This window comes from Pseudorhodoplanes sp. (assembly GCF_035565795.1).
Lineage (GTDB): Bacteria > Pseudomonadota > Alphaproteobacteria > Rhizobiales > Xanthobacteraceae > Pseudorhodoplanes.
The window spans coordinates 66,859-84,905 of record NZ_DATMRV010000039.1 but is presented as its reverse complement, the minus strand read 5'-3'; the positions used below and the strand labels follow the sequence as shown (position 1 = coordinate 84,905).

General features: G+C 63.2%; 25 protein-coding genes and 1 pseudogene. 23 read left to right on the top strand and 3 right to left on the bottom strand.

The features are described 5' to 3' along the window. The first annotated feature begins 282 nt into the window (after positions 1-282). The 3 genes from VNZ93_RS04015 (at position 283) to VNZ93_RS04005 (ending at position 2,748) form a co-directional block, all read left to right on the top strand. Positions 283-1,266 (top strand): DUF2493 domain-containing protein, encoded by a 984-nt coding sequence (locus tag VNZ93_RS04015; RefSeq protein ID WP_414709979.1) that lies wholly within the window; start codon positions 283-285, stop codon positions 1,264-1,266. 163 nt (positions 1,267-1,429) lie between these two features. Then, complete coding sequence (locus tag VNZ93_RS04010; RefSeq protein ID WP_325700388.1) at positions 1,430-1,870, top strand: hypothetical protein; 441 nt, start codon at positions 1,430-1,432, stop codon at positions 1,868-1,870. Between the two features lie 554 nt (positions 1,871-2,424). Then, positions 2,425-2,748, top strand: coding sequence for a DUF736 domain-containing protein (locus tag VNZ93_RS04005; RefSeq protein ID WP_325700386.1), 324 nt, complete (start codon positions 2,425-2,427; stop codon positions 2,746-2,748). Between the two features lie 114 nt (positions 2,749-2,862). On the opposite strand, the gene VNZ93_RS04000 is transcribed toward VNZ93_RS04005, so the two are convergent. Then, a complete protein-coding gene (locus VNZ93_RS04000) occupies positions 2,863-3,063 on the bottom strand; it encodes a hypothetical protein (protein WP_325700384.1) in 201 nt (66 codons plus the stop codon). Between the two features lie 166 nt (positions 3,064-3,229). Continuing rightward, a complete protein-coding gene (locus tag VNZ93_RS03995) occupies positions 3,230-3,463 on the bottom strand; it encodes a helix-turn-helix transcriptional regulator (protein WP_325700637.1) in 234 nt (77 codons plus the stop codon). 218 nt (positions 3,464-3,681) lie between these two features. Here VNZ93_RS03995 and VNZ93_RS03990 point away from each other — a divergent pair, with 218 nt between their 5' ends. From VNZ93_RS03990 to VNZ93_RS03895, 20 genes are all read left to right on the top strand, one after another. Then, on the top strand, positions 3,682-3,945 hold the full coding sequence (locus VNZ93_RS03990) for a DNA -binding domain-containing protein (protein ID WP_325700382.1): 264 nt from the start codon (positions 3,682-3,684) through the stop codon (positions 3,943-3,945). A 170-nt stretch (positions 3,946-4,115) separates the two neighbouring features. After that, on the top strand, positions 4,116-4,466 hold the full coding sequence (locus VNZ93_RS03985; protein WP_325700381.1) for a transcriptional regulator domain-containing protein: 351 nt from the start codon (positions 4,116-4,118) through the stop codon (positions 4,464-4,466). Then, positions 4,429-4,896 carry a DUF2285 domain-containing protein gene (locus tag VNZ93_RS03980; protein WP_325700379.1) on the top strand — a complete coding sequence of 156 codons (468 nt, stop codon included), beginning with the start codon at positions 4,429-4,431 and terminating at the stop codon, positions 4,894-4,896. The genes VNZ93_RS03985 and VNZ93_RS03980 overlap by 38 nt, the downstream gene beginning before the upstream one ends. Before the next feature lie 173 nt (positions 4,897-5,069). Continuing rightward, positions 5,070-5,345 carry a helix-turn-helix domain-containing protein gene (locus tag VNZ93_RS03975; RefSeq protein ID WP_325700377.1) on the top strand — a complete coding sequence of 92 codons (276 nt, stop codon included), beginning with the start codon at positions 5,070-5,072 and terminating at the stop codon, positions 5,343-5,345. Further along, entirely contained in the window at positions 5,342-5,839 is a 498-nt protein-coding gene (locus tag VNZ93_RS03970; RefSeq protein ID WP_325700375.1) for a DUF2840 domain-containing protein, read from the top strand. The genes VNZ93_RS03975 and VNZ93_RS03970 overlap by 4 nt, the downstream gene beginning before the upstream one ends. Then, positions 5,836-6,384 carry a S26 family signal peptidase gene (locus VNZ93_RS03965; protein WP_325700373.1) on the top strand — a complete coding sequence of 183 codons (549 nt, stop codon included), beginning with the start codon at positions 5,836-5,838 and terminating at the stop codon, positions 6,382-6,384. Before VNZ93_RS03970 ends, VNZ93_RS03965 begins: the two co-directional genes overlap by 4 nt. Before the next feature lie 31 nt (positions 6,385-6,415). Beyond that, positions 6,416-6,751: a DUF736 domain-containing protein gene (locus VNZ93_RS03960; RefSeq protein ID WP_325700371.1), complete on the top strand. Its 336-nt coding sequence runs from the start codon at positions 6,416-6,418 to the stop codon at positions 6,749-6,751. A gap of 22 nt (positions 6,752-6,773) precedes the next feature. Further along, positions 6,774-7,550 (top strand): lytic transglycosylase domain-containing protein, encoded by a 777-nt coding sequence (locus tag VNZ93_RS03955; RefSeq protein WP_325700369.1) that lies wholly within the window; start codon positions 6,774-6,776, stop codon positions 7,548-7,550. Positions 7,551-7,824: 274 nt separating this feature from the next. Then, positions 7,825-9,579 carry a relaxase/mobilization nuclease domain-containing protein gene (locus VNZ93_RS03950; protein ID WP_325700368.1) on the top strand — a complete coding sequence of 585 codons (1,755 nt, stop codon included), beginning with the start codon at positions 7,825-7,827 and terminating at the stop codon, positions 9,577-9,579. Positions 9,580-9,614: 35 nt separating this feature from the next. Then, the gene (locus VNZ93_RS03945; RefSeq protein WP_325700367.1) at positions 9,615-9,914 is read left to right on the top strand and encodes a DUF1778 domain-containing protein; all 300 of its coding nucleotides are present in this window, start codon (positions 9,615-9,617) and stop codon (positions 9,912-9,914) included. A gap of 3 nt (positions 9,915-9,917) precedes the next feature. Next, the gene (locus VNZ93_RS03940) at positions 9,918-10,427 is read left to right on the top strand and encodes a GNAT family N-acetyltransferase (protein WP_325700366.1); all 510 of its coding nucleotides are present in this window, start codon (positions 9,918-9,920) and stop codon (positions 10,425-10,427) included. 120 nt (positions 10,428-10,547) lie between these two features. Continuing rightward, positions 10,548-10,985, top strand: a complete 438-nt coding sequence (locus VNZ93_RS03935) for an antitoxin Xre-like helix-turn-helix domain-containing protein (RefSeq protein ID WP_325700365.1) — start codon at positions 10,548-10,550, stop codon at positions 10,983-10,985. Next, entirely contained in the window at positions 10,982-11,662 is a 681-nt protein-coding gene (locus VNZ93_RS03930; RefSeq protein WP_325700364.1) for an RES family NAD+ phosphorylase, read from the top strand. The genes VNZ93_RS03935 and VNZ93_RS03930 overlap by 4 nt, the downstream gene beginning before the upstream one ends. A gap of 159 nt (positions 11,663-11,821) precedes the next feature. After that, positions 11,822-12,022, top strand: a complete 201-nt coding sequence (locus VNZ93_RS03925) for a hypothetical protein (protein WP_325700363.1) — start codon at positions 11,822-11,824, stop codon at positions 12,020-12,022. 188 nt (positions 12,023-12,210) lie between these two features. After that, complete coding sequence (locus VNZ93_RS03920; protein ID WP_325700362.1) at positions 12,211-14,202, top strand: conjugal transfer protein TraG; 1,992 nt, start codon at positions 12,211-12,213, stop codon at positions 14,200-14,202. 28 nt (positions 14,203-14,230) lie between these two features. Further along, positions 14,231-14,716 (top strand): ribbon-helix-helix domain-containing protein, encoded by a 486-nt coding sequence (locus tag VNZ93_RS03915; protein WP_325700634.1) that lies wholly within the window; start codon positions 14,231-14,233, stop codon positions 14,714-14,716. Beyond that, entirely contained in the window at positions 14,709-15,317 is a 609-nt protein-coding gene (locus VNZ93_RS03910; protein WP_325700361.1) for an HlyD family type I secretion periplasmic adaptor subunit, read from the top strand. Before VNZ93_RS03915 ends, VNZ93_RS03910 begins: the two co-directional genes overlap by 8 nt. Beyond that, positions 15,318-15,716, top strand: coding sequence for an AraC family transcriptional regulator (locus VNZ93_RS03905; protein ID WP_325700360.1), 399 nt, complete (start codon positions 15,318-15,320; stop codon positions 15,714-15,716). A 284-nt stretch (positions 15,717-16,000) separates the two neighbouring features. Further along, the gene (locus VNZ93_RS03900) at positions 16,001-16,318 is read left to right on the top strand and encodes a hypothetical protein (protein WP_325700358.1); all 318 of its coding nucleotides are present in this window, start codon (positions 16,001-16,003) and stop codon (positions 16,316-16,318) included. A gap of 123 nt (positions 16,319-16,441) precedes the next feature. Beyond that, positions 16,442-17,020, top strand: a complete 579-nt coding sequence (locus VNZ93_RS03895) for a hypothetical protein (RefSeq protein WP_325700356.1) — start codon at positions 16,442-16,444, stop codon at positions 17,018-17,020. Positions 17,021-17,438: 418 nt separating this feature from the next. Here VNZ93_RS03895 and VNZ93_RS03890 read toward each other — a convergent pair. Beyond that, positions 17,439-17,894, bottom strand: a pseudogene (locus VNZ93_RS03890) (L,D-transpeptidase); the annotation flags it as partial. Between the last annotated feature and the right edge of the window lie 153 nt (positions 17,895-18,047).

Here is an 18,047-nt window from a genome sequence, read left to right as displayed (position 1 = left end):
CCTCGGGCGCTGGAGAGGGTCGCGCTCACGGCCTTCTTGAGAGGGCGACGGATGCGGCAGCCGGTCCGGCCCGGCAATGGCTGTGGCCGGCTATTTTCCGCCGCGCGCCGCCGAACATACGCTCACATTATATATAGAATATATAGAGCAGCGACGGCGCGCTTTGCATCGCGAAGCAAAATAGCCGGCCTCCGCCATCCTCCGCTTCGCTTCGGCCGCTGCGCTTCGCTCCGCGATGCAGGTCCGGCCCGCCCGCCGCTTTTGGTCGCCATGAAGGCCGCGATGGGCGCGGCCATCCGCCAGAAAGGGAAGCACCCCATGACGACCGAACACGACGACGCTTATCCGGAGCGCTACGCCTCATCCGCGACCGACACCATCCTCACCGAACTCCAGCTCCACGGCTATCACCCCTTCGAGGACGAACCCGACCCGCGGCAGCTGCCGGAAGCGCGCATCATCGGCGGCGCCGTCGCCGACATTTTCGACGCGCTCGTGGCGACCCTGACCGACACCCGCCTCGAACCTGACCTGGAAGACCTCCTGTGGTCGACCGTCAATCTCTTCCATCGCGCGGGCGGCCGGATCGAGCGCGAACTCGACGACAATGAGCAGGCGCAACGCCGCTCCCAACGCGAACAGGACGGCTCCGAGGTCCGCTCCGTCGAACTCGAACGTCTTACTGCGCAAGGCTTGACGCTGGTCGAGCGCCGCAACGTCATGGAATTCTTCCGCGACCAGGCCGCCGAGCACTTCGCGCGCCACACCGGCTCGCACTGGCACCCGCGCAACGGTTCGAAAGTCAACCATCGCTCCCTGACCGCCGCAGTCATTGACAGCCGCGACTTCATCGCCGCCAAACGACGGGCCGACACCGAGATCATGCTGCCGGCCGGGCCGAAGATCGCCTTCACCGGCGGTTTCGACTTCAACGACACGTCGCTGATCTGGGACCGGCTCGACCAGGTCCGCACCAAGCATCCCGACATGGTGCTCCTGCACGGCGGATCGCCGAAGGGCGCCGAGCGCATCGCTGCCCGCTGGGCCGATCACCGCAAGGTGCCGCAGATCGGTTTCAAGCCCGATTGGGCCAAGTACGCCAAGGCCGCGCCCTTCAAGCGCAACGATGCCATGCTCGAGGCGCTGCCGATCGGTGTCCTGGTTGCACCGGGCTCCGGCATCCAGGCGAACCTCGCCGACAAGGCGCGCCGGCTCGGCATCCCGGTCTGGAAGATCGGCCGGACTGGCACGAGAGGCGGCGCGTAAACGCTGTCTCGCTTTGACCATCATCGCAGCATGGCAAGTCGGCGGGAGTGGCAGCATCCGCTGAAGTCGCTTTCGCGCGAGAATAATTCCGACTAGATTCGCCTCGCGCCGTGGAGGTGGTGGAAGGCGTAAATCCTGTCATGAAATCACGGGAGCATCCGCCATGCTTGCGCTTGCCATTCCACTCAGCATTATCGGCCTCGGCTTCTTCTGCTGGCTGCTCTACAGCCTCGCGATCTATGCCCTGCCGTTCTTCATCGGCCTGTCGGCCGCGCTCTATGCCCTTAGTAACGCGGCAGGGGCGGCCGGCGCGATCGTGCTTGGCTTCGTCACCGCCGGCTTTGTTCTCGCAATCAGACAAACGGCCTTCACGCATGCGCGCTCGCCGAGCTTTCGTTTCGTGCTCGGACTGACCTTCGCCATTCCCGCCGCACTCGCAGGCTACTATGCGACCTTCGGTCTTTCCGGCCTGACGCTGCCGTCAGAGGGCTGGCGGCAGGCCTTCGCGCTTCTCGGCGCGCTCGCTGTCGGCACGACCGCCTTGCTGCGCCTCTCGCCGATGCCCGCCGGAGCGGAGGATCGTGATCCGCCGGCGCGATCGTAAGCCGCGGCGCGGAGATCACAGCGCAAATGGTGTCGCGCCCTTCTTCGCCGGTGTAGCGCAGGTTCGCGCGGGAAGCTGTGTCGGCGAACGACGCCGTGGACGCGCGGACCGCTGGATCGCGGCAGGGCGGCGTAACGGCTCGGACCCGGCACGGCGGTGAAGGGGGATCTTTCGTTCTGCTCTTGCCGGCACGATGTTCGCGCCTGTACCGGGAAGCGATTTCGTTTTGCCCGCCGGTTTTCATTGTGGTGCGCATGTTCGCTCGTTCTCCTTGGCAATCCCTGTTCCGAGGAGCACGTCCATTTCGCGTTGACGATGGCTTGACCTTGGCCGGACACCGGCTGCGCCTCGATCGACTAGCCGCAATGCCGTCGTTCAACTTTCTTCCCCTGGCCGCTGCGCGTCCATTCCTCGCGAGACAAGAAAGTTGCCCGCCTGGCATCCTCCGCTGCGCTTCGGTCCGCAAGCGGATGCGGCGTCGCTCGTCTCCAGCCTGACGGTCGCCATCGAGACCGCGATGGTCGCGGCTCGGAAACAGAGCAAGGAGAACTACCATGGCGAACATCGGCACCTTCACCAAGACCGAACAGGGCTTCATCGGCGAAATCGTGACCCTGAGCTTTCAGGCCAAAAACGTCCGCATGGTCGCCGAGCCGGCGAGCAGCAACGAGAACGCGCCATCCCACCGCGTCTATGTCGGCCGAGCCGAGATCGGCGCCGCCTGGGCCAAGCGTTCCAACGAGGGCCGCCTCTACCACTCGGTCAAGCTCGACGATCCTAGCTTCAACGCACCGATCTTCGCGAACCTGGTCGAGGACGAAGGCGGCGAAGCCCAGACGCTGATCTGGTCCCGCAGCCGGAAGGCCAACGCCGACTGATCCGTCAGCGCCCGATGCTCCGCCGCAAGGCGGGGCATCGTCCGTTTTTTATGCAGCGGCGGCCGCCACTCGCGGCCGTCTTTCTTTGCGCTCAGGAAGAAAGAGAAGGGGGCGTCACTTCGCCATCGGCGGCGAGTCGATCGTCACGAGGCCGGTTTCGAATCGATGATCGCAAGAATCACAACGCCAATGCAGCGTGATTCGATCACCGCCACCAAAGATACCATGCTCGGCGGCGAACAGCGTTTCGCCGCACGCCGGACACGCACGGAATCCTAGAAAACGTGAGATGCGCTCGATATTGCCTGTCATCATGGCCGCTTCCACCTTCGATCCTGCGGATAGGCAGCGGGTGTGAAGGCAGCATAACTGCCAGATCGATATCCCCGGCATCATCGTGGGGCAGCTTCGGCCAGATCGTGTCCTTGGCACCGCATGGCACGACCTGCGCATATTGCCGAAGTTTCAAGATTGCTTTGAGCTAGCTTTTGACTCGGGCAGAAGCGGGGGCTCGCCGCAGCAATTCGTCCGGCTCGATGCCGAGCACGTCCGCCAGCTTTTCGATCATATCAACGCTCGCGGCATAGGTGCCGCGTTCGAGCGAGCTGATATAGGTGCGATCGATATGCGCATCATGCGCCAATGCCTCCTGCGACAGGTTCTTGGCCTGCCGGGTGCGGCGAAGATTGCGAGCGAACACGTCCCGTAAACGCATCCCCGAAGTGTTCGGCTTGTAGAGTATTTCACCACGGAGTATGCTCGACAAAACGATCCGACCCGTCGTTCCCAACTCCAAGGCTCGCCTCGCGACTGCCGGGCTTGGAAGCGCCAGCGGACAACTAGGTCCTTGATAGTCGCAATTCTGTCATGGCAGCGCGGCATCTGTGTCTTATTGTCGCTTGCCATGCGCGTTCATTCTTAACAGGCTCAGCTATGGCGACAGAGGCTCATGACGATCAGCCGCCCAATGTGCCGCATCTGACACCTTATGATGAAGAGCACATCGTCAGTTATCTTCGGCTGCTCGACGCCGATCGGGAAGGTGCCGACTGGCGCGAAGCGGTCAAGGTCATCTTCGGGATCGATCCGGACCAGGAGCCGGATCGCGCGCGGCGCGTGCATGACAGCCATCTTGCACGCGCACGATGGATGACAACGACCGGCTATCGCGAGCTGCTCAAGCCACCAGCACAATAGGCTGAAAACCCGCGCATTTTTGAGCGGTATCGTGGCCGCTGTCAGACACAGACCTGTCGCGTCTGCAAAACGTTTTGCACTGGCGAGTCTTCTGGCCCGGGCACGCCATCGGAATACTCCATCACGGGACGGCCCACGGCTCTGTTCAAGCAGATTGCTGGAGGTACGGCATGCCGGATGACGAAGGCTGGCGATCAGCCGACGCAAGCGACTATCTCAAACGCGCACAACGCACCGGCCTTGCCTGGGAGCTGCTCCGGCGCAATCTCGACTATTGCCGTGATTTCGAAACCATGAACCGCATGCTGCAAAGTGGCAGCCCTGACGATCTGGAGACGGTCCTGGCGCTGGTTCGGCGCTGGGGCCTGGGCTTTCCCGTGCGATCCGGCGCACCCGTGCGATCAGGCAAAGGTCATCTGGGACATTGCGAGCCAGCCAGCGGCCGTCACGCTCAGCGCTGCGCCATTCGCAAGCAACGCCAGCGTGCGGTTCGGCGACTTCCCGACCGCGGCGTTCGCTAGAGACCTGCCCGATGGCCGGCACGAGCTGTGGTCCGGCACCGGCGATGTCCAGCAGGTGTTCATCCGCGGACCGGCAGAGCCTTGCACGCCGGCCGCCGTCCTTCTCCCGCTCGACGAACATATCCTGGTTCGTCTCGCGGCTGTGCGCCGCCTTTGGCGCAGCCTGACCGGACGCACCGATACCACACCCGTTCTGCCGATCACCGCGCAGCAGCGTCGCCGCCTGATCCTGATGCTGCGCGCAATCGACGGGTGGCGCGAACACGCCACGTATCGCGAACTGGCAGCAGCCCTTCTCGATAGAAACGCGCAGCACCAAAGCAGGCGCGACTGGCTGACATCGCCGATACGCGCGCAAATCATCCGCATCGTCCAGGATGCGATGCGCCGCGTCGAAGGCGGCTATCGCGATCTCCTGCTCGGCCACTAGGCCGCCACGCTCGGCGTTCATCTTGCGCGACGTGCTTCTCATCACGCCGAGAAGGGGATGGACAGATTCCGTCCCTCGATCTTCGTCATCCTCCCGAGCCTGCCAGATACGCCAGACTACGCGCATTCCACCGACACGCCGCGAACGCGGCGGTTTCTTGCGGGATGCGCCTTATGGCCGAGAAAGATCGCTTCGAACGATTTCTGCGCACGCCCGAAGTGGCGCGTCTCCTCGGCCTGTCGCCGCGCACGCTCGAGAAGCATCGCACTTACGGTACCGGGCCACGCTACCGCAAGCTCGGCGGCCGCGTCGTCTACGCCATGGAGGATGTCCGCGCCTGGGCTGACATTGGTTTGCGCGAGTCCACCAACGATCCCAATGCGCGCACGATTCCCGCAGCCAAGCCGATCATTCTGCCGCTGACGCCGCGCAGACGGGGCGGGCGATGAGGGAAGGCTCCGCCATCGCTGCCGATGTCGCCGGCATGCTGACCCATGTCGAGTTGATCTGGCGTACCAAGCAGATCGAGCATCGCCTGCGCTTCGGCCGTCCCGCCGCGACGTTGCGGCTTGGCACTGAGCGCCGGCGCGTCAGCTTTGCGCCCGGCGCGGTGTTTGCGGTGCTGCGCTGGCGTGGAAACGAATACGGCACCATTGCCTCGCGCCTCGACATTCTGCGTGCCGTGGGTTGCGGCGAAAGCTTCACGACCGTGCCTGACGTCGCGCCGGGGGCGGCGATCCTGTTGTCGCTGACCACATGGCCGAAGGTGGAGCGCGCGCTGCACGCCATCGACGCGGTGGACGCGCTCGGGCTCGATCCCGCCGACGTCGCGCTCGACTACTGGCTGCACGTCCACAACCGCCTCAGTGTCGGCGAGGTGCCGCGCCGCTATACGCGCACGCGCCACCAGGCCTGGCTGAAACGCCGAAGGATCGCGCCATGATCGCGCGGTCATCCACGCTTCTAGTCACGCTCTCGGCTGTTGCCGCGATCCTCGCGAGCCGGCCGCAGGAGATCCCGCATTACGTCTGGAATCTGACGCCAAGCATCCCGCGCGGCTTCTACCGGCTAGACGCACATGCGCCGCTCCGCGTCACCACGCTGGTGGCCGTTCGGTTGCCCGAGCCGCTCGCCACCATCCTCGATCTCAACGGCTATCTGCCGCTCGGCGTGCCACTTTTGAAGCGCGTTCTTGCGATGCCCGGCCAGCGTGTCTGCCGCAGCGGCGCCGTCATCACCGTGGACGGGATGCCGGTCGAGGTCGTGGCGCGCGAGCGCGACTCGCGCGGCCGGCTGCTGCCGTCCTGGCAGGGCTGTTTCGACATCGCCGCTGACGAAATTTTTCTCATGAATTGGGACAGCGGCGACAGTTTCGACGGCCGTTATCTCGGCGCTCTTCCGCGCTCTTCCATCATCGCCGCCGCCATCCCGGTGTGGACCGACGAAGCTGGTGACGGCGAATTCGTCTGGTTCGCGCCGACAGAATGACTCCCGTTCCCGCAGCACCACCAAGGAGACCATGATGTCACATATCGGCACCTTCACCCGCACACCGGACGGATTTACCGGAACTATCACCACGCTCATGCTCAAGCGGCAGGTCATCGTGATCGTGCCCGCCATCGCGACGGAAACCGAGAACGCGCCGAACTACCGTGTGCTTGCAGATGACGCCGAGATCGGCGCGGGCTGGAAACGCAGGGGCGACAAGATCGGCGACTACGTGTCGTTCGTCATCGACGATCCAAGCTTCGTGCAGCCGCTGCGCGCCAATCTGTTTCCCGCGACCAGCGACGGCAAGACCTTCCATCTGATCTGGACACGCCCGACGCGGCGTCAACCTGTCGCCTCGTAGCAGCGCAGGCGAGGGCGATGCCATGCGGCACGGATCATCTTTCGACACAGCTCCGGCCGTTCGCCTGACGCGGATGGCGCGGGTGTCCTGCAGCGCCATCGTCCTCGCCACGATCTGTCTTCTTCCCATTCCGGTCGACGCAGAGCCTGCGCCGGCCGCCGTCGCGGAGATGAAATCCCGTCACGAGCCGGTCGTCCTGGAAGCCGCCGAACGCTTTGCGATCCCGGCGGCCTGGATCCGCGCGGTGATCGACGTCGAAAGCCACAGTGACACGCGCGCTGTGTCGCCGAAAGGCGCCATTGGCCTGATGCAGATCATGCCGAAAACCTACGAGGAATTGCGCGCGCGTTACGCCCTCAGCGCCGATCCCTACGATCCCGAAAGCAACATCATGGCCGGCGCTGCGTACCTCCGCGAGATGTACGATCGCTTCGGCGTCTCCGGGTTTCTGGCGGCCTATAATGCAGGTCCCGGACGCTATCAGGAGCATCTCGCGAACGGCCGGCCGCTGCCGCTGGAGACGCGCGCGTACGTCGCGCAACTTGCCCTCCGGCTGGCCGGCACGCTGCCGGATGGCGTCACGATCGGCAATGCCATCGACGTGGCGGAAGACAGCAAATGTTGCAGCGCATCGCTGTTCGTAGCACGCGCCCGGCGCGTGGCCAACGACACCGCAAACACGCTCATGGTGATGCCGACGGCGATAGCGAAGAACAAGTCGCAATCGACAGCCGATCCGCTGACGCCGCCTCGCGGCGCACTCTTCATTCCGCTGTCCGGCAAGACCACCACGCCATGATCGTTACCTGCCATCGCAGCGCGCCTGCACACCTTTCGAAGCCCTTGCGAAAGAAGCCATCTGCACTGGATCAACGACAGAGGGACGGCAAGATAAAAGAGGTGCCCCCGCGTGCATGCCAAGCCACTGGCGTGGCTTGCCTTCCTGCGGGGGCGTCGGTCGGCGCGCGCGCCGCGCGAAGGAAAAGAGCAAGCAAGAACAACGCTGTTTCCGGCACCATTCGCGCACGCGGCGTGTTTGGCACGGTTGTGCGGCACGCGATGCGAAGATCGTCATGAGCCAGCACGACGACGACGATTTTCGCGTGCGGCCAGGCCGCATCCGCAGCCGCGGCGATGCGCGCCAGAAGCCATTCGTGCAGCTGGTGCTGCGGGCCGCGAAGAAGGATGGCGGGGCAGGCGGGTCCGGCGCCGCCGGCCATCGTCGTGGGTCCCGGTTCGGGCGGGGCGGCGCTTCCTTCGGCCGCAGTCGCCTGCTCGGTGCCCAGCGCCGCGTCGTGGTGAAAGCTCGTGTCGTTCGCGGGTCCTCGCGCGGGGCGCGGACGAGTCCGCTCAGCGCGCATCTTGCCTATCTCAAACGCGATGGCGTCACCCGTGACGGCGCGCGCGGACAGATGTTCGACGCCGCGGGCGATGTCGCCGACGACAAGGTATTCATGGAGCGCTGCGCCGACGACCGGCATCATTTCCGGTTCATCATCTCGCCGGAAGACGCCGGCGAGATGAGCGACCTTCGCGCCTTCACCCGTGACCTTGTCGGGCAGATGGAGAGCGACCTCGGAACGAAGCTCGACTGGGTCGCGATCGACCACTGGAACACCGACAACCCACACGTCCATCTCCTGGTGCGCGGGGTAGCGCAGGATGGCGGTGACCTCGTCATCGACCGCGATTACATCAGCCGGGGGCTCCGGTCGCGGGCCGAGGATCTGGTGTCGATCGAGCTTGGCCCGAAACCCGAACACGCAATCCGTTCCGCCCTCGAGCGCGAGGTCGATGCGGAGCAGTGGACGCGGCTCGACACCGAGATCAGGCGTGAAGCCGATAGCGCGGGCTTGATCGACCTGCGTCCGCCCGAGAGCGGGACAGGGGACAAGCAGATCCGGCGACTGATGCTGCGCCGCCTCGAGCGGCTCGAACGGATGGGGCTCGTCTCACGCGCCGGCGCCGGACAATGGATGCTGCGGCCCGATGCCGAAACCGTGCTACGCGACATCGCGGTGCGTGGCGACATCATCAAGACCATGCACCGCGCGCTCGGCGAACACGGTGCTGATCGCGCGGTGACGGATTATGTCATCGAGCCGGCGAACGCCCCGTCGCCCGTCGTCGGGCGCCTGGTCCAGTCCGGCCAGCATGACGAACTCACCGGGGAGGCCTACGCCGTCATCGATGGCGTCGACGGGCGTCTCCATCACGTTCGTTTCGCGGGAACGTCCGCGTTGGAGCAGGCCTCGCCACCCGGCGGCGTGGTCGAGGTTCGCCGCTTCGGTGCCGCGGACGATCCGTCCCCGACCTTCGCGCTGGTGTCGCGATCGGATGTCGATATCGCGGCGCAGGTTAGAGCGCCCGGCGCGACCTGGCTCGATCATCGGCTGATCGCAAAGGATGGCGCGTCCTTCGCGATGGGCGGTTTCGGCGCGGAGGTGCGCCAGGCGATGGAGGCGCGCACCTCGCATCTCGTCACTGAAGGACTGGCCCGGCGCTACGGAGACAGGGTCGTGTTCGCGCGTGACCTTCTGTCGACGCTGCGGCGCCGCGAACTCGATTCCATCGGCGGCGCACTGGCGGGGGAAACCGGGCGGCCATACCGGCCGGCCGCGAGCGGCGAGCGGGTCTCAGGCGAGTATGTGCGCCGGTTCAATCTGACCTCCGGCCGCTTCGCCATGATCGATGACGGTCTGGGCTTCAGTCTGGTGCCTTGGACGTCGGCGCTGGAGCGGCATATGGGCCGGCATGTCAGTGGGATCGCCCGGTCCGACGGCGGGGTCGATTGGAGCCTTGGGCGCACACGGGGGCTGGGCCTGTAGCCGGCGCGTCTTTTATTTAAGGCAGGTCCAGCGACATGGCTGCCACGGTCGAACGCAAGGAATACCCGATCTCGATGCGCCTGCCCGAGGCGGATGTCGCGATGATCGATCGCGCGGCCAACCTGCGTGGCCGTTCTCGGACGGATTTCGTGCGCGAAGCCGCCGTGCGTGCCGCCGAGGAAGTCGTCATGGAGCAGGGGCTGATCCGCATGAGCCCGGAGGGCTTCGCCGACTTCATGGACATCCTGTCCCGTCCGCCCACCATCGTCCCTGAGATGATGGAAGTGCTCAAGCGGCCCGCTCCGTGGGAACCCGGCTATGTCGCGAAGCGGTGAGCCGTGGCGCTATCGGCTCCCGAACCGCTGACCGCCGCGCATGACGTTTCCGAATTCTCCTGTGGCAAGCCGCCGCTCGATCATTGGCTGAAAACGCGAGCCCTTTCCAATCTGGAAAAGGGCTTCACCGCGGTCGTGGTCATCCATGATGCGGGGCGCGTCGTCGGATATTACGGGCTTGCGCCGACCGTGGCTGTCCCTTCGATCCTGCCGCGCGCGATCCGCACCGGACAACCGCCCAATCCCGTCCCCTCCCTGCTTCTCGGGCAACTCGCCACGGATACGGCCTGGGCCGGACAGGGCATCGGCACCGGCTTGATAAAGCATGCCCTTGAGCGTTCCGTTCAGGCTGCGCGCCTGATCGGCGGGCGGGCGTTGATCGTCAACGCCGTCGATGAAGAGGCTGCCCGGTTCTGGCAGCGACGAGGCTTTATCCCGTCGAAGGACGATCCGTTTGTTCTGCTTCGGTCGATCGCCGACGTCGCCGCGATGCTGGCGAATATTCAATCCTAGCAAGGCTGGTCCGGAAAACGGGGGCGAGGGCCAAAGATTTCGCGGCAGGCAGCTACCCGCTTCAAGCCCTTGCAGTCTCCAATATAGGAGTTATTATACTCCGATATTGGAGTGTCTTTCATGCCGTTGGCGCCCCGCTATCCGGCCACCCGTTATGAGCCGTCGCCTCTGGTCGACCTCTCGCTGAAGGACGAACGTGATCGGCTGAGCCCCGCGGCGATCAAAGCCTTTCTGAACATCATGACCCGATGGGGCGTGCGTGACGAGGACGCCCGCGCGCTGCTCGGCGGCGTTTCCAACGGCCAGTTCTACGAGATGAAGAAAGGCGCAAAGCGCTCCCTCGATGCCGACACGCTCACCCGGATTTCCTATCTGATCGGCATCTTCAAGGCGCTGAACATTCTCTACTCGGAGAAGCTGGCCGATGCCTGGGTGCAGCGGCCGAATGCCAACCCGATCTTCGCCGGCGCGACCGCGCTCGCCTACATGATCAAGGGCGGTCTGCCGGCCATGCAGATGGTCCGCCGTCTGCTCGACGCGCGGCGAGGCGGGGCGTGACGCTGCCGCGTGTCAGCCTCGTCCGGCAGAACGACACCCATCGGCTCATCCCCTCGAAATACAGCGCGAATGGCGACAGCATCCTGGTGCGTATCGCGGATGACGATACGCATCTGGCTGACATCTTCGATCTCGACAACGCCACCAACGATCGTCTGTTCGCCGAGAACAATCTGTTGCCCGGCATCGGTATCCACGAACTCGTCTTCGGCGTGCCGTATTTTCGGATCGTCAACGCTGCGTTCTGTCACGCTCATCCGCTCGGCAGCCGCTTCAACGATCCGGACCGCGGCGCCTGGTACGCCGGCTTTGCCATCGAGACCGCCCAGGCCGAAGTCGCCTTTCACAAATCGGTCGAACTCGCCGAGGTCGACTGGTTCGAGGAGGAGGTGACCTATGATGACTATCTCGCCGACTTCAGCGCCACCTTCCATGACATCCGGGGCGAGATACAGTTTGCCGACTGTCTTGCCCCGGACAGCTACCGCGCGTCGCAGGATCTGACACAGCTCCTCCTGGCGGCGGACTCGCTCGGCGTGATCTATCCAAGCGTGCGTCAGGGTGGCGGGATCTGTGTGGCCTGCTTTCGGCCAGCGCTGGTCATGAACGTCCGCAAGGACAGAACTTACCGCTTCGTATGGACCGGCCGCCCCGATCCCGACATCTCGTTGGCATGACCCTTGTCGCTGGTCTGACGCCCGGGAAACATCCCGGCAACAGCGCGTTACCGCCGCGATGGGCCGTGGGTAGGGCTCCCGAAAAGGCGCCAGTTTGCCGAGCCGCCAGCTCTGCTAGACTGGGGACGAGGCGGAGGAGGCGTGGAAAGGAGCATTGGTATGACTGCGACCCCGACCGTATCTCGACAACATCGCAAGACATGGACCGAAGAGGTCAGGCACGAACTCGACCGGGCGATGGAGCACGAACTGCGCTGGCGCGCCGACCTGCGGCGGGAACGCATGCGCGCGCTCGGCGCCGGCGACGAGACGTCCGCCACGACAGAACGGCCTTCCAGTCCTTCCAGTAAAGTCTCCTAGCGCAGGTCGGCCGCGTTCTTGAGACCGCGCATTTAAGCACTTGCGGCATCCGTGTCGCTTTATCCAAATTATCTCATCAGTATTTGCGCGCGCGCCCCGCCGTTTCTACGACGGGCGGCCGGCATGGCTTGTTTTGATCGGGAAGGCGTCGCTTCCTTGCGGCGAACCCGTTCCTGCAGAGCAAGCCCGTGCCCGCAACTAAGATTCTCTGGGGTCAGATCCTCGCCGTTTTCACCATCGTGCTCGCGACCACCTGGGGCGCGACGCAGTGGACGGCATGGCGGCTCGCCTACCAGTCGGAACTGGGGCGGCCGTGGACCCATATCGGCACCTCACCGGTCTATCCGCCGCCAGCCTTCTACTGGTGGTGGTTCTCGTTCGATGCCTATGCGCCGCACATCTTCGTCGAAGGCGCCTTCATTGCGGCGTCCGGTGGGTTTATCGCGGTCGCGATCGCCATCGGCATGTCGGTTTGGCGTGCTCGCGAAGCCGCCGAATCGCAAACCTACGGCTCGGCCCGATGGGCGACGAAAAAGGAGATCGAAACCGCGGGATTGTTCTCGTCCGATGGCGTCATGCTTGGACGCCTCGATCGCGCCTATCTGCGTCACGACGGTCCGGAACATGTGCTTTGCTACGCGCCGACCCGCAGCGGCAAAGGCATAGGTCTGGTCGTGCCGACGCTATTGACCTGGCCGGGCAGTTGCATTGTCCACGACATCAAGGGCGAGAACTGGCAACTCACCGCCGGCTGGCGCGCGCGGTTCGGCCGCACCCTGCTGTTCGATCCGACCAATCCGGACTCGACGCCGTATAACCCCTTGCTGGAAGTCCGCCGCGGCGACAGCGAGGTGCGGGACGTCCAGAACATCGCCGACATTCTGGTCGATCCCGAGGGCGCGCTCGAGCGACGTAATCATTGGGAGAAGACCAGCCACGCGCTCCTGGTCGGTGCAATTCTGCATGTACTCTACGCCGAGCGAGACAAGACGCTCGCCGGCGTCGCCAATTTCCTGTCCGATCCGAAACGTCCGATCGAGACGACGTTGCGCGCGATGATGACGACGCTGCATCTCGGCGACCGGGCGCATCCCGTCGTGGCGTCCGCGGCGCGCGAGCTTCTCAATAAATCCGAGAACGAGCGCTCCGGCGTGCTCTCCACCGCCATGTCGTTCCTCGGCCTCTATCGCGATCCTGTCGTCGCCAAAGTGACGGCGCGCTGCGACTGGCGGATCATCGATCTTGTTGAAGGCGAGCGGCCGACGACGCTCTATCTCGTCGTGCCGCCATCCGACATCTCGCGGACCAAACCGCTCATTCGCCTGATCCTCAACCAGATCGGCCGGCGTCTCACCGAGGATCTTCACGCCAAATCGAAACGCCGCCGTCTGCTCCTCATGCTCGACGAGTTTCCGGCGCTCGGCCGTCTCGACTTCTTCGAGTCCGCGCTCGCCTTCATGGCCGGATACAACATCAAGGCCTTCCTGATCGCGCAGTCGCTCAATCAGATCGAGAAGGCCTACGGCCAAAGTAATTCCATCATGGACAACTGCCATGTTCGGGTTGCGTTTGCGACCAACGACGAGCGCACCGCCAAGCGCGTGTCCGATGCGCTCGGTGTCGCCACCGAATTGCGCGCCATGAAGAACTATGCCGGCCACCGCCTGTCGCCCTGGCTCGGACATCTGATGGTCTCGCGGCAGGAGACCGCGAGGCCACTCTTGACCGCGGGCGAGGTGATGCAGTTGCCGGCGACGGATGAGGTCGTCCTGGTGGCGGGACTCGCGCCGATCCGCGCGCATAAAGCGCGGTACTTCGAAGACATCCGCCTGAATGAACGCGTCCTGCCGCCGCCACGGCCGGATGTCACCCATCGTCAGAATGGAAGCACGCAGCCGAAACCGGATGACTGGTCGACCATGCCGGCGCCAAAGTTGGCAGCGACCGCCAATGAGAAAATGCCCAGCGCCGATCCCTCCACCGATGGCGGCATCCGCCGCGAGCCCGCGCTCCCCGAGCATGAAGCGATCGTCACGGAGATGCCGCCGTCGCTCACCGAATTCGCGATGGTCGAAGATGATGTCGAAGAGAATGCCAAGCGGGCCGCCATAGCACGCCGGCGGCTGCGCATGGTCGCACGCCAGGCCGCCATGGACCCTGATGACGGCATTGCACTCTGAAACGGCATTGCACTCTGAAGGAGGCAGAATGAGAGAGCGGATCAACGTCTATATCCCCCCAGAACTGCTCCGGCAGCTGATCGATCTATCGGCGCGCAAGCGCTTGTCGCGGAGCGCCATCGTCGAGGCGGCCATCGAATCTTTCCTGTCGCCGGATGGATCCGAGCGCATGGAGGCCGCACTGGCCCGCCGTCTGGATCGGTTGTCTCGGCAGGTACAGCGGCTGGAACGGGACATGACAATCGGAACGGAAGCACTCGCGCTGTTCGTCCGGTTCTGGCTGACGGTGACACCGACCTTGCCGCCCGACGCGCAGGCCAGCGCGCAGGCGAGGGGCCGCGAACGTTACGAAGACTTCGTCGAAACTCTCGGACGCCGCCTCAGCAAGGGCGGGGCGTTTCTGCAGGAAGTCCCGTTCGAAGCCGTGCGATCGCCCGAGCCCGAGCCGTCCCCGCCGGCGGGCCAATGCGGCCGCGGCGGCGCTCGAACGGGATCGGGCGCGCAGCGTGGCTGAATTCGCACGCACGATGCAAACTAGCCTTACCGAAACCGAAACCAGGGCCGCCGGACTCCAACAGGAAGTCATCAAGTCCACGCAAAAGACGTCGCTGCAAACCTTGCGCGCTCCGGTCGACGGGCGGGTACAGCAGTTGCAGATCCATACCGTCGGCGGTGTGGTAACGCCCGCACAGCAACTGATGGTGATCGTGCCGGACGACGCCGGCCTCGAAGTCGAGGCGCGCATTGAGAACAAAGATGTCGGTTTCGTCCAGATCGGCCAGCCGGTTGAGGTCAAGATCGAAGCCTTCAACTTCACGCGATATGGACTGCTCCACGGCAAGGTCACAGACATTACCCGCGATGCCATTGATCAGCCGCAGCAACCTCAGCAGAGCACTGCATCTTCAAGGAACAATGGCACAGGGACGGCGCAATCGGTCTATCTCGCGCGCGTATCGCTCGATCGCACCAGTATCCAGACAGAGAACGGTCTAACCGAGGTCGGGCCGGGCATGGCCGTCACGGCCGAAATCAAAACCGGCAGCCGCCGCGTGATCGAATATCTCCTGTCGCCACTCGCGCGCTATGCGCACGAGACTGCGAGGGAGCGGTAAATGCTTCAAGGACGCACCCCGAAATCTCCTAGCCCGGCGCGCGACTGCGCCTCACAAGCGCATGCGACTACGCGCACCGTTTCTCAATTGGAAGAAGCGGTCCTCGTCCGCATTGTAGAATTCATAGACGAAAACTTCGCAAGGCCGATATCGATCCAGGAACTGGCTGCGCTCGCTGAAATGAGCCGCTATCATTTTAGTAGGCGCTTCAAACGGAAGACAGGCGTGTCACCCTATGTATTCCTAACGATCGCCAGGATGGAGCGCGCAAGAAAGCTCCTTCTCGAGACCGGTCTTTCTCAAGAAGAAATCGCCGAGAAAGTGGGCATCTCCCATGTTGGGCACTTTCGGGCGCAGTTTCGTAAGCACTTCGGTCTAAACCCGTCTGACATTCGGTAAATCGGGCTAGGCAGAGTCTTGCGACCTCAGCGTTGTTTGCGGTGGCGAAAAAAGAAATGACAAAAACGCAAAAGCGCTCGAATGTGTTTGTTCAAGGTCCGTTGCGTGTCCAAGGAAAAACTCATGTCCGCAACTGCTCGATATAGATTTCGTCGACTACTTCGAGGCGCTTACGCAGACGCCTGACGAGCTCGTGGAAGGGCTTCTAAGCGACGCCACCCGACGCGCGACGCTGGCGACGCAAAAAAATGGGCCCGACACCTGGCAGAGACAGAGAGGTTCTTATGGTTGCTGGCGTGATGATGACGGAAGGTCAACTCGCCGAACTGGTCGACGTTGCGCGAGCAAACGATCATCTGTGGGAGATGATCAAGTGCCGGGAGCTTGAGATCGAGAGGAATTTGTCAGAGTCCGCAAGACAGGGGCGTCAGATTGACGATCCGGATGTTGTCCTTCCGGCTGCTGAAATGCCGACGTTGGCAATGATCGCTGCAGACCTCGCAAAAGCCCGTTATGGCGCGGATGAAAATTACATTCATGGCTTTCTCATCTTAGCGCTACGACGAGCTGCGCGTGAGAGCCTCGGCCTATCGGCTCTGTAGCCGAATACAAAGATGGGAGAAACGATCTATGGCTGACAGGAGCTTCCCGTACAATACAAATTTTTCGAACTACGCAGGCGACAAGCCCGGCAAGTTGACAGAAGCGATTTTTGGGAGAGATCAATGAAGCCGAGATCACTGTGGCAACGGCTTGTGAAGGCGATTTTGGTGCTTGGTGCAGCTATCGTTGCCATCCCGGTTCTGCTCGCCGCGTATCTCTATATTGATCTCGCACCCAAGCGCTACTGCAATCCGCCAGCGGTGACTCAGGCGGACGCCGTCGAGATTGCGAGGGAGTATTTCTTATCGCGGAGTCTCGCCAAGCTAAAAGTTGGAATGCGGGCTGAGCGGGCTGAGGCGGAGCGTATGAGCAGGGCTGGTTTAACTGAAGATATTTATCGCGAGGTATTTGAACGGGCCGTGGAGAATCGCGGCCGCTATGTTGATGGTAAGAAATGCGGATACCCACTGATCTATTTTGAAGTGCGCCGTAGCTATAACTACGAAGGATTTAACGGCTTTAATATTGCTTTTACGCGCATTGTGCCGGACGGCAAAAGCGGATGGCCCACGACAACAACGGGGGTCACTATTACATCATGTGGAGAGTTTGGAGGTTTCGATGGGACGACCAAAAGCTTGCTCAGAGAGAATTGCGATCGGCTGAGTCCCGAAGGGCCCGGAATTCAGCAGTGCCCTTAGCCGTCTGTCCGAGGCGGATGGAAGTCCATCTCGAAGACGTTGCAGCTGGAACGGTTCAATTTGCTGCAACGGTTCGCGTTGCTTGCGCCCACGCGCTTGTGCGACCGCGTGAACGCATCCAGATCGAGCGATCTTGAGAACTAATCCATGAATGAAAAGAAGCCGCGAGACTGCCCGCCAAGCGATGCGGCGCTGGCTTGTGGGCGGCTCCGGCCGTCGCCGGCACGACGTCGATCGCGCGCGGCGAGGTCGTGTTGTCTCGCGGATCGTCTGCCGACAACATCCGTACCCTCGACAACCGGCTGTGATCGGGTTTGCTGTTCGGCCGCACGTCCTGTTCGTTGAGCTCGTTCGGGGAGTGTGCCGGCGGCGTCGTCAGCGGTCAAAGACTCGCGGGTTGCAGATGCAGCGCGGGACGACGGCCGCGGGTTGTTTGCAATCGCTACTCTTGACGATCCTGAAAGCGCCACCGTTGTGTTGAGTACGCCTTCGCTTTGAACCAGCGCGAACAGGGTCGCAGCGTTTTCCGTGAGAGCCTGACGCAACCATGTGAAGCGGGCGAGCCGAGACGATCGACGGAATCGGTGCCGTGAATGGCGTGGCCGGATCGCGTGAAGAAAATCGAATGCGGCATCGGTGCGTCGTCGAATTCCTTCGAATAGTGATCCTCCTCCATCCGGAAGGCGCGGAATTGGCCGTTCGGTGTCTCGTGGGACGGCTTGCCGGTCGAGACCGGCCATTGATAGCGCTCGACGTCATCGACCGAGACGACCATGGTTTGGCTGTTCTTGTCGACGACGATTAAGACGCGAGCCTGCGCTTCATCCGCGGCAAGCAGCATCAATACACCGAACGCCGCAATCCGGATGCGCATCATCTTGCTTTCCGTAGGTCGCTGAGATCTGCGTTGACCGGCTTTTTGGATCGCCTGCGTCGAATTCGGTCTTTGCCGGAGATCGGCTCGATATAGGTGGAATGAAGCGTGATGGGCGTAACATTGCCGTCCCACAGAACGTAATATTGTAGG

Excerpts from the sequence above, each read along its gene's own strand:
- VNZ93_RS04015 (WP_414709979.1), top strand. The coding sequence starts at position 283 with ATGGGCGCGGCCATCCGCCAGAAAGGGAAGCACCCCATGACGACCGAA.
- VNZ93_RS04010 (WP_325700388.1), top strand. The coding sequence starts at position 1,430 with ATGCTTGCGCTTGCCATTCCACTCAGCATTATCGGCCTCGGCTTCTTC.
- VNZ93_RS04005 (WP_325700386.1), top strand. The coding sequence starts at position 2,425 with ATGGCGAACATCGGCACCTTCACCAAGACCGAACAGGGCTTCATCGGC.
- VNZ93_RS04000 (WP_325700384.1), bottom strand. The coding sequence starts at position 3,063 with ATGATGACAGGCAATATCGAGCGCATCTCACGTTTTCTAGGATTCCGT.
- VNZ93_RS03995 (WP_325700637.1), bottom strand. The coding sequence starts at position 3,463 with ATGCGTTTACGGGACGTGTTCGCTCGCAATCTTCGCCGCACCCGGCAG.
- VNZ93_RS03990 (WP_325700382.1), top strand. The coding sequence starts at position 3,682 with ATGGCGACAGAGGCTCATGACGATCAGCCGCCCAATGTGCCGCATCTG.
- VNZ93_RS03985 (WP_325700381.1), top strand. The coding sequence starts at position 4,116 with ATGCCGGATGACGAAGGCTGGCGATCAGCCGACGCAAGCGACTATCTC.
- VNZ93_RS03975 (WP_325700377.1), top strand. The coding sequence starts at position 5,070 with ATGGCCGAGAAAGATCGCTTCGAACGATTTCTGCGCACGCCCGAAGTG.
- VNZ93_RS03970 (WP_325700375.1), top strand. The coding sequence starts at position 5,342 with ATGAGGGAAGGCTCCGCCATCGCTGCCGATGTCGCCGGCATGCTGACC.
- VNZ93_RS03965 (WP_325700373.1), top strand. The coding sequence starts at position 5,836 with ATGATCGCGCGGTCATCCACGCTTCTAGTCACGCTCTCGGCTGTTGCC.
- VNZ93_RS03960 (WP_325700371.1), top strand. The coding sequence starts at position 6,416 with ATGATGTCACATATCGGCACCTTCACCCGCACACCGGACGGATTTACC.
- VNZ93_RS03955 (WP_325700369.1), top strand. The coding sequence starts at position 6,774 with ATGCGGCACGGATCATCTTTCGACACAGCTCCGGCCGTTCGCCTGACG.
- VNZ93_RS03950 (WP_325700368.1), top strand. The coding sequence starts at position 7,825 with ATGAGCCAGCACGACGACGACGATTTTCGCGTGCGGCCAGGCCGCATC.
- VNZ93_RS03945 (WP_325700367.1), top strand. The coding sequence starts at position 9,615 with ATGGCTGCCACGGTCGAACGCAAGGAATACCCGATCTCGATGCGCCTG.
- VNZ93_RS03935 (WP_325700365.1), top strand. The coding sequence starts at position 10,548 with ATGCCGTTGGCGCCCCGCTATCCGGCCACCCGTTATGAGCCGTCGCCT.
- VNZ93_RS03925 (WP_325700363.1), top strand. The coding sequence starts at position 11,822 with ATGACTGCGACCCCGACCGTATCTCGACAACATCGCAAGACATGGACC.
- VNZ93_RS03915 (WP_325700634.1), top strand. The coding sequence starts at position 14,231 with ATGAGAGAGCGGATCAACGTCTATATCCCCCCAGAACTGCTCCGGCAG.
- VNZ93_RS03905 (WP_325700360.1), top strand. The coding sequence starts at position 15,318 with ATGCTTCAAGGACGCACCCCGAAATCTCCTAGCCCGGCGCGCGACTGC.
- VNZ93_RS03900 (WP_325700358.1), top strand. The coding sequence starts at position 16,001 with ATGGTTGCTGGCGTGATGATGACGGAAGGTCAACTCGCCGAACTGGTC.
- VNZ93_RS03895 (WP_325700356.1), top strand. The coding sequence starts at position 16,442 with ATGAAGCCGAGATCACTGTGGCAACGGCTTGTGAAGGCGATTTTGGTG.